This is a genomic window from Halohasta litorea (assembly GCF_024494645.1).
Classification (GTDB): domain Archaea; phylum Halobacteriota; class Halobacteria; order Halobacteriales; family Haloferacaceae; genus Halohasta; species Halohasta litorea.
Map to the genome: position 1 here is coordinate 70,259 of NZ_JANHDJ010000008.1, position 14,340 is coordinate 84,598.

Here is a 14,340-nt window from a genome sequence, read left to right on the forward strand (position 1 = left end):
CTGAAAAGCACTAACCCGAAACGGCTGCTACAGAGAGTGAGGGATTTCAATGACACTACCGTTCGATACAGATGAAGAGGACACTGTCAGTAAGCGCGTCATCAACCGGGTTGCCGACGTCACAGGGACAGATCCGCTTGAGTTGGAACCACTCTACTACTGCGTCGACCCAGATTGTCTCAATAGCATCTTTGAAAACAATAAAAGCACGCCCAGTCAGTGTGGTGGACACGTCCAGTTCTCAATGGCGGGTTGTCAAGTCATCGTTAACGCAGATGGCTCAGTCGACGTTTCTACTCAACCTGAGGAACCGGATACGGTAAGCCCGCCTAGTACGATAGATACCGCGACTGACGTTTCGGAGTCACTCGATTAAGGTGATTCGGAACACCGGATAATGAATCACTCGCAACTGGGGACCGAATGGATCAATGTCTGAAGATGGCCTCGGAGAACCCCGACCAGGAGGTAGTTGATCCGACAGAGTGCGCTACCTGTGGAAAGACTATCGACCCGTCGGCATGGCATCCAGTTGCGACGCTATTCGATGATGAGGGCGACTTCCACCTTTTCACGTTCTGTAGTGTTATATGTCGGAATAGATGGGTGGAGAAATAAGTGGGTGCAAGTTTTATTTCACCTAACACCATATACTTACGACAGGTAGTGCAACCCAAATTGTGACTCCTGCTGACCAGCCGCCTCAGCACTCATCGTCAACCGATGCTAACGGACTTCTTCCTGAGTCATCGACGAGTCGTCTTGATCGTCGACGACTCCTTGCTCTCGCCGGCAGTACAATGGCTAGCACACTAGCTGGTTGTAGTTCAATCGGTCAGAACGGGTCGACGACCCCACTGCATACCGGCAATTGGCACTCATTCGGGAACGGTCCTCGAAACACGAATCTCGTCTCAGGCGGCACACCCAAACCACAGCGCTACGAGGTACTCACATCGGCTGGATGGACCTACACCCCACCAGTAGTACACGACGGTATCGTCTACTTCACTACCGACCGAGAAATCGTTGCACTCGATACAGCAGGTAACCAACAATGGGACCACCAGTTAGAACACGAAATCTCCGGTGTGCCTTGTCTCGATCCGGATCGTCGACGGCTCTATGTCCCCACTCAGATTACCGGATCGGCTGACGATGTCTCACAACGTGCCACGTTGAGTGTGTTTTCGCTTTCAGAGGGAGAACTGCTCGATACATATCAGGTCGGCACTGAGAAAACATACGGTGCGACTATTGTCGACGGCGATATCTTCGTCAGGAGTGACTCAGCCTGTCTCAGACTGGCCGCCGATGGAACCAAACGCTGGCGACAGCCGCTTGATCCGCTCGTCTATGATGAGTACAATCTTGGTGATTCAACAGCGACACAGATCGTCCCCGCAGTCGACGGGGATGGCGTCTATATCCCAGATCACAATGCGATCGTGAAACTCGACCGCGAGAGTGGCGACGAACAGTTTCGTATCTCGGTCGACACTCCCTATGCGGCACCCACAGTCGACGACGGCGGTATCATCCAGACCGGGTGGCAAGAGATCGTTGGGATAACACTGTCTGGGGACGTTCGGTGGCGACGAGACCTCCATAGTCGTGCGGCAGCAGCCACCAGTGATGACGAAATATATGTAATTTCGAGTGATCTCCATTGTCTTACAGCAGACACTGGAGAGACGAAGTGGCAAGCACACCTCCCGAGTGAGGGGACAGCTGCGCCTGTTGTTACAGACGAGAGTGTACTCGTGGTCTCGGGTGATGTCCGTGCGTTTCGGCGGAGCACCGATGGCATACTCAGCGGTGATCGAACGCGGTGGGTGTTTTCTGAAGTCCATGCTGTTGAGTACGCTTCTCCAGTAGTCGCAGCCGGACGGATCTTTGCCTCAGGACCGTTTGGACTGCTCGCACTCGATCCAGAGACAGAGGGTGACCAATGACTCCCACCCACCGACGCTGCTGCGGTGGCCCAGGAGATGGTCGACTCCCTGCCTGAAAGTCTCGATGACGTCCACGCAATCGCCGAATCGTCCATTGACGTGACTGGAGCGTCGGTCCATGTCGTGCCCGACGACTTCGACTGTCGAGCCGTCAGAAAGGGGCGTGCACAGGAGTGGGCCCGGCGAACGCTGGACTGCCACAAGGAGTTCGTGCTTTATCTCGACGAGGACAGCATCGTCGAGTCCTTCAAGGGCCTGCCGGATGCCGACATCGTCCAGCTCCGCGAGAAGCCTCGGCGGACAGGATCGAATCTGAGTTTTCTAGCAGACATCGATCGGATGGGTGGCCAGTTAGAACAGCGCGCGTTCGCGCGACTGTCGATCCCACTGTTCGCCTGGGGTGGCGGCATTGCGGTCCGATCTGAGATTGAAGATGCGACGACCTGGGACCGCAAGAGCCTCTGGTCGAGGATACCGCGCTCGTTTGGGCAGCGTTCCAAGAGCACGACGTGATCTTCGGGCTGGCGGACGCAGTCTGCCGTAACGAGGCTCCGCCCTCGCTGTACGAGATCACCCAGCAATGCCGCCGGTGGGCCGCCGGAAACCTCCAAGCCTCGGAGATACTTCCATTTCGGTACGAGGTCCTCACCCGAGTCCGTAACGCCGCCTGGGCGCTCTCGCCGATCTTCACCCTGATCGTCGTCCCGCTGTCGCTATTGAGCGTGACGGTCGCCTACGGCGGGCTGTTCTTCGCGGCGTCGATGGCTGGTGCTGTGTACGCTCGCCTGGTTCCTCTTGGGTGTCGTCTACTACGGCGGTGACTACGGGTACTGGGCATTGGCCCTGCCGCTTGCCCCAGTGGTGACGGTCGTTCATTCGATGGGGACCGTTGCAGGTATCCTCGCTCCGCCCGAAACGTTCCGGGTAACGACGAAGGTCGGTAGCAAGTAAACTGCCCCATCGACCGGCTACTACGACCAACTGACCGCTAAACATACGTTACTACCGTGAGACCCCCTGACGTCGATCGTCTCATATCCACTGTCGGATTGGTAGTATAGAGTAGCGGTGTTGGTTTTGGATGTTGTTTCCCAGCGTCAGACGGCCTTTCGAAAGACATCCGTTGGCATTGGTAACGAAATCCAGTACACCGACCACCAGACATTTAATTCGTCTCCGGACCCGAACTGTTCTATGGCACCCACAAACGACAGCAGCACGTTCGATCTCGATGGAGAATTAACAGTGACCCGACTGGGGTTCGGCGCGATGCGCCTCTGTGGCGAGGAGATTATCGGTCCACCCGAGGATGAACAAGATGCCAAAGACGTCGTCCAGGAGGCCGTCGACCTCGGCATCGACTTCATCGACACCGCAGACTCCTACGGCCCGGGCGTCAGCGAACGCCTGCTCCGTGAAGCGATCGATACCGACGAGGTGACGATCGCCACGAAGGCCGGACTGCTCCGAAACAGCGACGGCGAGTGGCTCAGCCACGCCGATCCCGACCACATCCGCAATCAGGTGCTTGTCAGCCGTGACCGTCTTGGTGTGGACTCGATCGATCTCTACCAGCTCCACAGCCCCGATCCGGACACACCGTTCGAAGACAGTATCACTGCGTTCGCCGAACTCAAAGACGAGGGGTTCATCGATCACATTGGGCTCTCGAACGTCAGCGTCGACCAGCTCGAAACGGCCAGGGATCACGTCGAGATCGCGACGGTCCAAAACGAGTACAATGTGTTGAACCGCGACCACGAGGACGTCCTTCAAGCTTGTGAGGAGTACGGTATCGGCTTCATCCCGTATTTCCCGATTGCTGCCGGGTCGATCTCGGACATCGACGCCATCCAGGAGGTTGCTGATGCACATGAGGCCACAGTTTCCCAGATTGCGCTCGCGTGGCTGCTCGAACACTCGGATGTGACGCTGCCAATCCCAGGCACTGCAAGCTTAGAACATCTCAAAGAGAACGTCGCTGCCTCCTCAATCTCGCTCTCGAACGAGGAGTACAGCCGGTTGGCAGCACTAGACGGCTGAGAATACTCGGCTTTGTACATTGAGATCCTACACTCTGGATCGTATACTCAAGAGACAATTGAGTTCAATCTCGATATCGGTGCCGTCACTCGCCGCGACGTTTGCGGCACCGTTGCCAGCGACGAAGGTGACACGCTCTCGATGGCCCAATCTGACAGGCTCACACAGTTGCATTGGACACTTCGACAGATCGGTCCTCTTCAACTCCCTGACGAACTTGTTGGCTGGCCAGAGACAGCAAACGTCAGCGCCACTCCTCAAGACTAAAAATGAAGCTCTCGGTGTCACTTCGAAGCCATGTCTCGGCCGACTCGGCCGACTCGGCCGACTCGTCAGGCCTGAACTCTACAAATCCCTGCGTACTGAGTGCTGTACAAAGCTCGCTGTCTTCGTACCCAAGATCGGTGGCGGTAGGCGTATCTGCTAACCCATCAAGCTTTGATTCAAGGAATTCGGTACTGACCATACAGTCGAGACGCACAGGGGTGGCTTTCAGTACACGTCGACTACTGTGCGTCAGCACGCAGTAGAGACTGCCTACGACGACTAACTGACCGGTAGCCACGAACTACTACTGTGAGTAGTGGGTTTGCACTTCGAACGAGTAGGATTGTCGTCGTCCCGGATCGCGGTTGAGAACGAAGACACGGTACTGTCGGCCGATCGTTGCAACCACAAAGCATCAGAAATGCGAATCGACGCCCAGCAAATTGCCGTGGCCATACTCCAACGGGAACATACGCATACCCTTCGAACTGTGACGTCGTTTCAACCTCCTGCGATAGGCGGAACTCTTTGGCTTCTCCCAGAACCGATAGCCTCGACCCGGTCGCCAGAGCCGACCTTTGTGATGTACAGACGCAAGCGACTTCAGCCTCAGTCGTTGACAAATCCTATGGCGAAATTTGCATACTGGACACGAGGATTGTCTACGAGAACCGGCCATCCAAGATGTATGCTCAAAACAGATGGAGGTAGCTAATGATTGATCCGCTGTCTCTCGGAATCGGCATCGTCATCGGTGCTGTCGTTGGTATCGGTGGCAGTATCTGGTTCGTGAAGCGGAAACTCCAGGAGATGCAAAATAATATGTTCGGGCCGATGGGTGGCATGATGCAGGACCCATCAGCCCAACAAGACCAACCGGACATGGAAGCCGTCATGGGAGATATGATGGATATGGTGGAGGATTCAAATGACGATGAACTGGACCTTGATGACGATGAGGTCGACTGGAAAAAGTGACTGTCGATCACAACGGATGCTGTTCACTACTCAAACCTAGTAAACCGCGACCACGAGGATGTCATCCAAGCCTGTGAGGAGTACGGCATCGGCTTCATTCCCTACTTTTCGATCGCTGCTGGGTCGGTCTCTAGAATTGAGGCTATCCAAGAGGTATGTGACGCTGCCGATCCCAGGCACTGCAAGCTTAGAACATCTCAAAGAGAACGTCGCTGCCTCCTCCATTTCGCTCTCGAATGAGGAGTACAGCCGGTTGGCAGCGGTCGCCTCTACCAGTGGGTAGATGGCCGTTCAGGGCTGGATGAATAAGGTGGTTCGAGAGTTTGTACACGAAGTTGTAGCGCTTTCGTTGGAGGTCTGTGTGACACTATCTGAGTCGACGCATTGCGTCTCGTAGTCGTTTGATCCATGTTGCTTCCCCAAGAGGTTCCGTTGCTCCCGCTCCAAGGGTTCACGCTCGTCGGAGAGGTAAACGACCGATCTCCATCCCGTCGGTGTCATGAGAGTATTTGAGAATCTCAGAATGGACGGCGTGCTTCGAATTGTTGAACCAGATCCTGGATAGCATCTTGATTACGGTAGCCAATCAGTGAGAGCGCGACAACTACGCCCACAAGCAGTAGTCCACTCGTTAGTTGGCCGTCCGCGAATTCCCCGCCCGCAAAGACTGTGAGAACGTATGCTGGGAGACGCCCAATACAAATGACGACGAGGAACGTCCGGAGACGCCAGGTCGTAAGTCCGGCAAGAAAGCAGATTACGTCATCCGGAAGACCAGGAATGAGTACAAACGTGAGCAGTCCTGGAAGCCCAACTCGTTTAACAAACCCATCAAATCTCGATAGTACGTCATCGTGGAGTATTCCTTCAACAAACGTTCGTCCGTAGCGCTTTGCAAGACTAAACGCGACCGCACTCCCGATGAGGACCCCAGTGAGACTGTAAACGGTCCCAAGGACTGATCCGAAAAGATAGCCTGAGGCAAGCGCGACAACTTGCCCCGGAATTGGGGCGACAACGACTTGGACGGCCTGAATCAGAATAAAAACGAGCGGTGCGAAAACACCAAATTGCCCGATCCATGCTCGAAGTGTAGAGACATCAAACACGAATGGAGCAAACCGACGAACAGCTAGATAGAGGGCGGCCAGGCCAGCTACACCCAGGATGGATATTAAGATCGCGCGCCACCGATCCTCACGCGAAGAAAAGACCTTCATGTATATTCAGATATCATCTTTATAAGTTAAAAATCCGTTGTCCTGACCAAAATGAGCGAGACCGATGTCTCCGTGATCGAATTCTCTGAGAGTGCCGCCTGCCAGCTGCCCCACCGGTCTGGACGTCTATCTACGGTTGAGGTCTCTCGGACCAATGAACGGTCGGCGGCACGTTTCACTCCGGTTTCGAGGTAGCGGTCGATTCCGGTGTGGCGTTCTGCGATGGGTGTTACTCGAGCCATGAGCTGTTAGTCGTCAGTTGCGGGCATGTCGACCGCAGGGTCCTCGATGTCCACGTTCGATTCGGTGAGGTCAGCGTTACGCCATGTGCCACGCTGGAACCACGCGTAGGCGATTATGGCACCGATAACGTTCGAGATGGCAAACGACAGCCAGATGCCGGTCTCTGCAAGCGGGCCGGAAGCGACCCACGCAATGGGGAAGCGGATGACGCCGAGTGTCAGCACCGAAATTGCAGCGGCAGTAAGCGTCTTGCCAGCACCGCGGAAGCTCCCGGTGTAGGCGCGCATAATGCCGATAAACCCGAAGGTGAGTGCGACGTATCGAAGGAACTGGGTACCGGCTTCGACCACCTGCGCAGCGTCGGCTTGGTCTGCGCCGACAAACACTGAGACGATCGGTTCGGGGAACACGAACACGATGATTCCAGCAAGCGTCAGGATACCGAACAGGACTTTCGCTGCGAGAGTAGCTGCCTGTTCGGCCCGGTCGGGTTTGCTGGCGCCGATGTTCTGGCCGGTCATCGTCTCGACCCCGCGAGCAACCGCGATAGCGGGCAGGAAGACGACCGAGAAGACGCGTGTTCCGATCCCGTAGGCCGCGACGACCGGATCGGAGAACGTCGCGACGATGAACAACAGGAGGTTCATCGAGAGCGCACGTCCGGTCCCTTCGATAGAAGCGGGGAGGCCAATACGAGCAAGGCGACGCAGGTAGGAGAAATCCGGGATCATGTCGCGAAGGTGGATTTCAACGCCACGGTGGCCACGGAACATAATGGCGAGGCCGACCACGAGCGCGAGCCCCCGGGAGAAGACGGTTGCGACTGCAGCGCCCTGGATGCCCATCTCGGGGAATACCCACCAGCCGAAGATGAGAAACGGGTCGATGACGATATTCAACACAACCGACCCGAACATTACCAGCATCGGCGTGATCGTGTCTCCGTACCCGCGCATCAGCGCGATGAACACGGCGAAACCGAACATGAACATCAAGCCGAGCGCGACGACTTCCATGTAGCTCGAGGCCAGCGGTAGGACATCTGCAGACGCCCCCATCACCGAGAGGAAATCCTCGACGAAGAAGTAGCCGACACCGCCCAAGAGGACAGATGCAAGCACAGCAAACGTCATCGTCTGGGAGGCGGCGTACTCGGCTTTGCGTTCCTCGTCCGCACCGATATACTGTGCGACCAATACGCTCCCGGCGACCGAGATTCCCATCCCCAGTGAAATAAGCAGGAAGACCATCGGGAACGCGAAGCTGATCGCCGCAAGGGCGTCGGTGCTGTACTGGCCGAGCCAGAACGTATCGGCGAGGTTGTAGGCCGTCTGAAAGAGATTCGTGACAACGATCGGCATCGAGAGGAAAAACAACGGTTTGGCGATGCCACCGGAGGTAAGATCGAACTCTTCGCGGCCTTTGAACAGTGCGGCCAGTCGACTACGGAGGCCCATCAGGCCTCCACCGCCTCAGCGACCACAAGGTGGCTCTCGATGTAGTCGACCAGCGTGCCATAGAGTTGGTCAGCCGAGCAATCGCTCGCAGTCTGGCGCGTATGAGCGCCCATGATCGCCGTCGCGAGGAACTCCGCGGTGACATCCGGCTCCATCTCGGGGTCGAACACACCCGATTCGACACCAGCCTCGATGATCTCCTGGAGTCTGTCGACGAGAGCCGTCTCGAAGTCGGTAAGTTTGGACTGTATGTGGTCGTCGTGTTGGGATTGGATGGTAAGTTCAATGAGCGCCCGCTGAAGACTGGTTTCACTGTCATCTGGAGAGAGGACGGTTTTAAGCAGGATATCGAGTTCGTGAGGCGGTGTCTGACCGTCTACGTTCGATAGCCGGGTGGTATACTGGTCGAAGAGGTAATCGAGAAACGCCGAAAACAGCTCCTGTTTCGTCTCATAGTGGTAGTAGATGAGGGATTTGCTGGTCTCGGTCTCGGCGGCGATTTTTTCGAGTGTGAGATTCGCATACCCGTGGGTACAGAGCGACCGATGGGTCGCATCCAAAATCTCGGTTGGTGGCGTTTCATCCATACTGTTATGCACGACTACTTACTAACTAATTAGTCAAAAATGTTGGGAAATCGTGTATCGGTACCTACTGTATCGCTCAAGTCGGTAGGTTGGCCCGGTCATAACTGTTATCCGAGCGCCACTGAACAGTCATATAATGGCTGATCTGCCGGAACGCACCGCCTCGGATCACAACGAAGAGATCATGCATGCGACCTACCGTGCGCTTTGCGAACACGGGTACGCCGACCTCACGATCAAACGGATCGCCGCCGAGTACGGGAAGTCAACGGCCGCAATTCACTACCACTACGACACCAAAGAGGACCTGCTGGCGGCTTATCTCGACTATTTACTCGATCGGTTCGTTGCGACGATCAAGGATATTGAGACGACAGATCCCGAGGCACGACTAGAGTTACTACTCGATAAGCTGCTGGTCAAACCTAATGAGTATCCGGATCTTGTCGTCTCGATGCTGGAGATGGGGGCCCAAGCACCCTACAAGCAGTCGTTCCGTGAGCGGTTTCAGCAGCACGACGAGTATGTCCGTTACACACTCAAAGCAGTAATCAACCACGGCATCGACGAAGGCGTGTTCGGCGACGTCGACGCCACTCATGCCGCACGAACACTCATGACCATCATCGACGGTGCGCGTACCCGAGCGGTCGTGCTCGACGATACGGAGGCGTTTCCAACCGCCAGACGGATGGCTGACGAGTACATCTCGACCATCCGCGCGGTCGAGGAATCGACAGATAGCTGAGTATCGTTACGGTGAGCCTTGTTTTTCAGGGCTCTGGTCAAACTCCGTCTCTCGGCCCCATTCTATTTCGGTGGTACACCAGTGACAGAACGTGAGCTCCGGGTCGAGTTCTTTTCCACAGTTGGGACACGGCGGGTGTTCCGTCGTCACTGGAGCCGAGTGCTCTCTGACGGTGTTCGTGGCATGGGCGAGCACATACGCATCAAGCACACAGAGGGCTCCGACGATCGGAACCGGAAGTAGCGAGAGTATTGCCATGAGTTCCCCGTTTTGAGCCCCAGTCACGGCTGTCTGATCGACGAATATGACGTTGACACCAAGCAGAACGATGAGCCATCCGATGGCCCGCCGCCAGCGACGGAGATACAGCTGTCCGAGCCCCATTGCGATTGCCGATAACAGCGCAGCGAGCCACGGCCGCTTGTGTGTGTTCGACTGGCCCATACAGTAACTAATTAGTTAGTAAGTAATAAGCCTTCTCGACCGAAACGGATTCCCAGTGGAACGTCGACCATCACCAGTTGATGCCGTTACTCGAAGGTTCAGTAGCCGAGAGGTGGTATTCTGATGGTGGTCCAGAGATACCTTCGACTGCTCGTGGAGGGACCGCTCGCCCGTCGGCTCCGCCGGTTCGTTGCAGTGGGTGTGTTCACCGCAGGGGTCCAGACTGTGTTGCTCTGGCTGTTCGTCGACTCGGTTGGACTGAACTATCTCCTTGGGGCAGTGATCGCCATCGAACTCACGATCATTCTCTCGTACGTTCTCAACAACGCGTGGACGTTTCAGGCGAGTCAAAACACCGGTCTCGCCGCGTATCTGGTTGGCATGGTAAAAACGAATCTCGTCCGCGGGACAGCGATTCCTATTCAGTTGGCCGTCTTGTTCGGACTCGTCGAGTGGGCCAACAGTATGTATCTGATCGCCAACGCGATTGCGATCTTCGTCAGTGGGTTGTACCGCTATGTGCTTGATGCGCGATGGACTTGGGGTTGAGAACCTGTCGATCTCCGTTCTGCGACCGGATAGCGTATGAGATAGCCAATCGCGTCTGCATCAAGTGAACTACCCCACCCTACCGCTCGGGCTGACGCCCTCGCGCTTGAGGGTGGGGCTTCCTGTTTCCACGACGCGCTTTGCAGATACCGAGGTATCCACAGGGAGTGTAGTCTCCACAGGCGTTGATTCGGAGTGAACCACTCCTACTTTTTCAAGACCACGAGAAAGAATATTCCACGCCGCGTTTGCGTCCCTATCCGCCTCAAACCCGCAGGCGGGACAGGAGTGTTCGCGCACCCACAACGGTTTATCGATCTTGACACCGCAAGACGCGCACTCCTTGGTCGTCCCTCTTGGATTCACCGCGACAAAGTACGCTCCTTCGCGCTCACACTTGTATTCGAGCATCCGCAGGAACGCCCCCCACGCCGCTCCCGCTCGGTACCGAGAGTTGCCCGGCAGTTCGATCAGTCCCTTCGCGTCCAAGTCCTCGACCGCTACAAGGTCGTACTCGCAGGCGTAGTGATTCGACAACTTGTGGAGAAAGTCTCGTCGCTTTCGCTTGAGGTCGGCGTGTCGTTCGGCCACAACTCGGCGCTGTTTCTCCCAGTTGTTCGACCCGTGTTCCTTCCGTGAGAGGTCGCGTTGTGCGCGTTCGAGTCGTTCGCGTTCGTCGCTGAAGTCGGGACTCTCGATGGCGTACCCATCGGTGTCGTGTGCGTACTTGAGGATCCCCACGTCGATACCGATGCACCGCTCGGGGTTCTCAGGTTTCTCGGGCGTGGATTCGTCCATGTCAATGCCGAACGTGGCATACCACTCGCCCGTCGGTTCTCGCTTGATCGTGACCTGTTTGACGGTCGCTTTCTCGGGAATATCTCGGTGGAGGTGAATCGGAATCTCACCGATTTTGCTCAACCACAGGACAGGCCGACCACTCGTATTCTTGAGTTCGAAGCCGGACTGGTTGTAGGTGACAGATCGGTACTCGCGGGGCGGTTTCCATTTGAGCATTCCCACGGCGCGTCCGTTCTCCTTCTGTGCTTTGAGCGTGGAGAGGTTGTCGTAGACGCGCTTGACGACCATCTGCAATACTTTCGAGTGAACGTCACCGAGGTCGTCCCACCACGTTTTGAGGTCGGGGAGCTGCCCCTGAACCTCATAGCGGGCGGGAATGTCGTCTGCCTCGTTGACCAAGTAGAGGATGTGGTTGTACAGTTGCCTACAAATATTGACGTGGTGCAGAAGCGTCTCAGCGATGTCTTCTGGCGGGTCGAGTCGATACTTGTAGTTGTAGTGCATAGCCTACTCGTCTGAGTTGGGTTCGGAGACGCGGACAACTTTCACATCGGCTCCGCGCCAGCGTTTGGGGACGATGACGTGGGCGCTATTCCCCGACGGTTTTGCGGTTCCGTCGAGGACTTCTTCGCCTTTGATTTCAAACTTATTCATCGACATAGTATAGACTTTGTATAGACATAAGGGTAATGGTGGCCTGTGGATCGAGCGTCGAACGTGTATGAAAACTGTGCGGCGCTGTATCCCCTCCCTACTGCGCTACTCAGTCGCCTCGCTCCCTGCGTTGCTCCTTGAGGAAGGGGACTTAGCGCCTAATTCCAGTTAATTCGTCGAGCAGGCCACGATAGGTCGTGTTCTTTCGCACTTTGAGACACAGCAGAACAACGCGCTGCGGAAGTGTATAGCGGTGTTTGGAGAACTTCGAGGAATATCGAGAGACCGCTCGGCGTGCCAGATGGATCGCTTTCTCAGTAAAACGGAGAATCTGTGACTTCGGGAGGGCCTTCATCTCGTGGAATTATAGGACGAAAAATGTAACTCTCTGTGGATTTCAACAGAGCCAGAATATCACAAATCACCTCGGGGATTTTCTCCCACCTGTTCCAGGAGCTGTCGAGGGTCTCATGGAGGCTCTGATAACCTATTATCGAACTGGGGGAAGCTACCATCCACTTGTTGATATTGCCCTGTTCCACTATCAGTTCGAGACTATCCATCCATACGGGGATGGAACTGGTCGACTCGGTCGACTGCTCATCACACTCCAGTTGTACGATGCGGGCTACCTTCAGCATCCGAACCTCTATCTCAGTGAGTATTTCAACCGAAACAAATCCGAGTACGTAGTTCGAATGGATAGCGTTCGATCCGACGGACAGTGGGAGTCGTGGCTCTCGTTTTTCATCCGTGGGATTGCCCAACAAGCCGAAGAATCCGTCAATAGAACGCTCGCACTTGATGAGTTTCGACGACAGTACGAAGAAGACTATGGCGGCATCTCGTATACCAAACACAAACTCGTCTGCAGCCTCTTCGAACAGCCCTATCTCACGACCCAGACTGTGAGAATCTATCTTATTCAAGGAGAGAATCCCGTCGTTCACGACGGGCGTGAATCCGACAATCCCTCCACAGTCCACCGTCGATAGCAGGCCGGATATTCAACGCCAAAACACACCATTAAGTAGGTTTGTCTACATACTCTATGTATGGCGATTCAAGTTACTCGGACCTATGTTGCATCCATACGGAACCAGCAACAGGTCAAGGGTGACTTGGACTCGCTTGGGCTTGCCGCCTCAAAGCTCTGGAATATCGCACGCTGGACGTGTGACCGCATCTGGAGTGAAACAGGGACAATCCCCGAGGATGGCCCGCTCAAGGCATACTTGAAGAACCACGACCGCTACGCCGATCTTAATTCTCAATCGAGTCAGCGAGTCATTGAAGAACTCGCTGAAGCGTTCCATGGTTGGTATGCCAAACGCCGAAACGGGGACGACCGCGCAAACCCACCGAAGTATCGAAAGAACGGTGACGACCACCCACGGTCGACTGTCACGTTCAAAGAAGACGGGTTTAAACACGATAGCAAGAACAATCGGATTCGCCTCTCGAAAGGCCGCAACCTGAAAGAACACTGGTCCGATTTCATCCTCTGCGAAATCGGAACTCGGCCAGATGTGACCATTGAGAACGTTCGCCAAGTGAAAGCAGTCTGGAACGGAGACGAATGGGAACTTCATATCGTCTGCAAGCACGAGATTGAGGCCGAGTCTCCCGGCGACGAAACTGCCGGTGTTGACCTCGGTATCTCGAACTTCGCCGCCGTCTCGTATTCCACGGGCGACCACGAGTTGTATCCGGGGAATGCTCTCAAGACCGACGAACGGTACTTCGCCAAGGAGATAGCGAAGTGCAACTCATCTCGGTCGAACAAAGCACTCAGACTCCGCAGGAAACGTTCTGAGCGTCGGTCGCACTACTTGCACGCCGTCACGAAACACATCGTATCCGAATGTGTTGAACGAGGTGTCGGAACAATTGCTGTCGGCAACCTCGAAGGTATCCGTGAAGACGACGAGACTGGCGAAGCCCGGAACTGGGGCGACCGTGGCAACGAAGGCTTACACGGGTGGGCGTTTGACCGATTCACAAACTTGCTCACCCACAAGGCGAAAGCCGAAGGTATTGCCGTGGTTGTAGTGAGCGAACGAAACACATCGAAGACGTGTTCGTGTTGTGGGCAGAAGCGAGACGCCAACCGCGTTGAGCGCGGCTTGTACGTCTGTCGTGGGTGTGAGGCCGTAATGAACGCCGACTCAAATGGTGCGGAGAACATTCGGCGTCGGTTAGACCAAGCAGAAAAGGTAACTCTGAGTCCTCGGTCATCCGAGGATAGGAGTAGCGGGCGTGTGGCACGTCCAGTAGTCAACCTGTTCCGTCGTGGAGAACACGACCCTAACTGTGGACAGGGGACGTTCGCTCAACAGGCGAGCAGCTGCAAACCATAAATATCCCAACTGCGGTCGGGAAGCCTCGCCGTTC

The 14,340-nt window shown here is 55.6% G+C and carries 19 protein-coding genes and 2 pseudogenes; 12 read left to right on the forward strand and 9 right to left on the reverse strand.

The window, feature by feature from the left end:
- Nucleotides 1-49 precede the first annotated feature (49 nt).
- From NO877_RS19950 to NO877_RS17260, 6 genes are all read left to right on the forward strand, one after another.
- Nucleotides 50-376, forward strand: a complete 327-nt coding sequence (locus NO877_RS19950; protein ID WP_379827575.1) for a HalOD1 output domain-containing protein — start codon at nucleotides 50-52, stop codon at nucleotides 374-376.
- Between the two features lie 65 nt (nucleotides 377-441).
- Complete coding sequence (locus NO877_RS19955; protein ID WP_425492963.1) at nucleotides 442-618, forward strand: DUF7576 family protein; 177 nt, start codon at nucleotides 442-444, stop codon at nucleotides 616-618.
- Between the two features lie 566 nt (nucleotides 619-1,184).
- Complete coding sequence (locus NO877_RS17245) at nucleotides 1,185-1,955, forward strand: outer membrane protein assembly factor BamB family protein (RefSeq protein ID WP_256397600.1); 771 nt, start codon at nucleotides 1,185-1,187, stop codon at nucleotides 1,953-1,955.
- Nucleotides 1,956-1,991: 36 nt separating this feature from the next.
- Entirely contained in the window at nucleotides 1,992-2,468 is a 477-nt protein-coding gene (locus NO877_RS17250; protein WP_256397601.1) for a hypothetical protein, read from the forward strand.
- Nucleotides 2,465-2,776 (forward strand): glycosyltransferase family 2 protein, encoded by a 312-nt coding sequence (locus NO877_RS17255; protein ID WP_256397602.1) that lies wholly within the window; start codon nucleotides 2,465-2,467, stop codon nucleotides 2,774-2,776. The genes NO877_RS17250 and NO877_RS17255 overlap by 4 nt, the downstream gene beginning before the upstream one ends.
- Nucleotides 2,777-3,149: 373 nt before the next feature.
- Nucleotides 3,150-3,998, forward strand: coding sequence for an aldo/keto reductase (locus NO877_RS17260; RefSeq protein WP_256397603.1), 849 nt, complete (start codon nucleotides 3,150-3,152; stop codon nucleotides 3,996-3,998).
- Between the two features lie 244 nt (nucleotides 3,999-4,242).
- Here the strand turns inward: NO877_RS17260 and NO877_RS17265 are convergent, their stop codons facing one another.
- Nucleotides 4,243-4,464, reverse strand: coding sequence for a hypothetical protein (locus tag NO877_RS17265; protein ID WP_256397604.1), 222 nt, complete (start codon nucleotides 4,462-4,464; stop codon nucleotides 4,243-4,245).
- 515 nt (nucleotides 4,465-4,979) lie between these two features.
- Between NO877_RS17265 and NO877_RS17270 the strand changes: the two genes are divergently transcribed.
- Together NO877_RS17270 and NO877_RS19960 are read left to right on the forward strand one after the other, a co-directional pair.
- Nucleotides 4,980-5,243, forward strand: coding sequence for a hypothetical protein (locus tag NO877_RS17270; RefSeq protein WP_256397605.1), 264 nt, complete (start codon nucleotides 4,980-4,982; stop codon nucleotides 5,241-5,243).
- Nucleotides 5,244-5,306: 63 nt separating this feature from the next.
- Complete coding sequence (locus NO877_RS19960; protein ID WP_379827589.1) at nucleotides 5,307-5,483, forward strand: hypothetical protein; 177 nt, start codon at nucleotides 5,307-5,309, stop codon at nucleotides 5,481-5,483.
- Between the two features lie 70 nt (nucleotides 5,484-5,553).
- On the opposite strand, the pseudogene NO877_RS17275 reads toward NO877_RS19960, so the two are convergent.
- From NO877_RS17275 to NO877_RS17290, 4 genes and pseudogenes are all read right to left on the reverse strand, one after another.
- Nucleotides 5,554-5,760, reverse strand: a pseudogene (locus tag NO877_RS17275) (RNA-guided endonuclease TnpB family protein); the annotation flags it as partial.
- 1 nt (nucleotide 5,761) lies between these two features.
- A complete protein-coding gene (locus NO877_RS17280) occupies nucleotides 5,762-6,463 on the reverse strand; it encodes a TVP38/TMEM64 family protein (RefSeq protein WP_256397606.1) in 702 nt (233 codons plus the stop codon).
- A 248-nt stretch (nucleotides 6,464-6,711) separates the two neighbouring features.
- Complete coding sequence (locus tag NO877_RS17285; protein WP_256397607.1) at nucleotides 6,712-8,163, reverse strand: MATE family efflux transporter; 1,452 nt, start codon at nucleotides 8,161-8,163, stop codon at nucleotides 6,712-6,714.
- Entirely contained in the window at nucleotides 8,163-8,750 is a 588-nt protein-coding gene (locus tag NO877_RS17290) for a TetR/AcrR family transcriptional regulator (protein ID WP_256397608.1), read from the reverse strand. The genes NO877_RS17285 and NO877_RS17290 overlap by 1 nt, the downstream gene beginning before the upstream one ends.
- A gap of 136 nt (nucleotides 8,751-8,886) precedes the next feature.
- Between NO877_RS17290 and NO877_RS17295 the strand changes: the two genes are divergently transcribed.
- Nucleotides 8,887-9,498 (forward strand): TetR/AcrR family transcriptional regulator, encoded by a 612-nt coding sequence (locus NO877_RS17295; protein ID WP_256397609.1) that lies wholly within the window; start codon nucleotides 8,887-8,889, stop codon nucleotides 9,496-9,498.
- Nucleotides 9,499-9,504: 6 nt separating this feature from the next.
- Here NO877_RS17295 and NO877_RS17300 read toward each other — a convergent pair whose 3' ends face one another.
- Nucleotides 9,505-9,942 carry a zinc ribbon domain-containing protein gene (locus NO877_RS17300; RefSeq protein WP_256397610.1) on the reverse strand — a complete coding sequence of 146 codons (438 nt, stop codon included), beginning with the start codon at nucleotides 9,940-9,942 and terminating at the stop codon, nucleotides 9,505-9,507.
- Between the two features lie 123 nt (nucleotides 9,943-10,065).
- Here NO877_RS17300 and NO877_RS17305 point away from each other — a divergent pair, with 123 nt between their 5' ends.
- Nucleotides 10,066-10,491 carry a GtrA family protein gene (locus tag NO877_RS17305; protein ID WP_303647018.1) on the forward strand — a complete coding sequence of 142 codons (426 nt, stop codon included), beginning with the start codon at nucleotides 10,066-10,068 and terminating at the stop codon, nucleotides 10,489-10,491.
- A gap of 69 nt (nucleotides 10,492-10,560) precedes the next feature.
- On the opposite strand, the gene NO877_RS17310 is transcribed toward NO877_RS17305, so the two are convergent.
- The 3 genes and pseudogenes from NO877_RS17310 to NO877_RS17320 form a co-directional block, all read right to left on the reverse strand.
- Nucleotides 10,561-11,796 carry an RNA-guided endonuclease InsQ/TnpB family protein gene (locus NO877_RS17310; RefSeq protein ID WP_256397611.1) on the reverse strand — a complete coding sequence of 412 codons (1,236 nt, stop codon included), beginning with the start codon at nucleotides 11,794-11,796 and terminating at the stop codon, nucleotides 10,561-10,563.
- A gap of 3 nt (nucleotides 11,797-11,799) precedes the next feature.
- A complete protein-coding gene (locus tag NO877_RS17315; protein WP_256397612.1) occupies nucleotides 11,800-11,946 on the reverse strand; it encodes a DUF2080 family transposase-associated protein in 147 nt (48 codons plus the stop codon).
- Nucleotides 11,947-12,100: 154 nt separating this feature from the next.
- Nucleotides 12,101-12,301: pseudogene (locus NO877_RS17320) on the reverse strand (IS5/IS1182 family transposase); the annotation flags it as partial.
- Between NO877_RS17320 and NO877_RS17325 the strand changes: the two are divergent.
- Nucleotides 12,204-12,941, forward strand: coding sequence for a Fic family protein (locus NO877_RS17325; RefSeq protein ID WP_256397613.1), 738 nt, complete (start codon nucleotides 12,204-12,206; stop codon nucleotides 12,939-12,941). The pseudogene NO877_RS17320 and the gene NO877_RS17325 sit on opposite strands and share 98 nt — an antisense overlap.
- Nucleotides 12,942-13,001: 60 nt before the next feature.
- Nucleotides 13,002-14,306 carry an RNA-guided endonuclease InsQ/TnpB family protein gene (locus NO877_RS17330; protein ID WP_256397614.1) on the forward strand — a complete coding sequence of 435 codons (1,305 nt, stop codon included), beginning with the start codon at nucleotides 13,002-13,004 and terminating at the stop codon, nucleotides 14,304-14,306.
- Nucleotides 14,307-14,340: the final 34 nt, after the last annotated feature.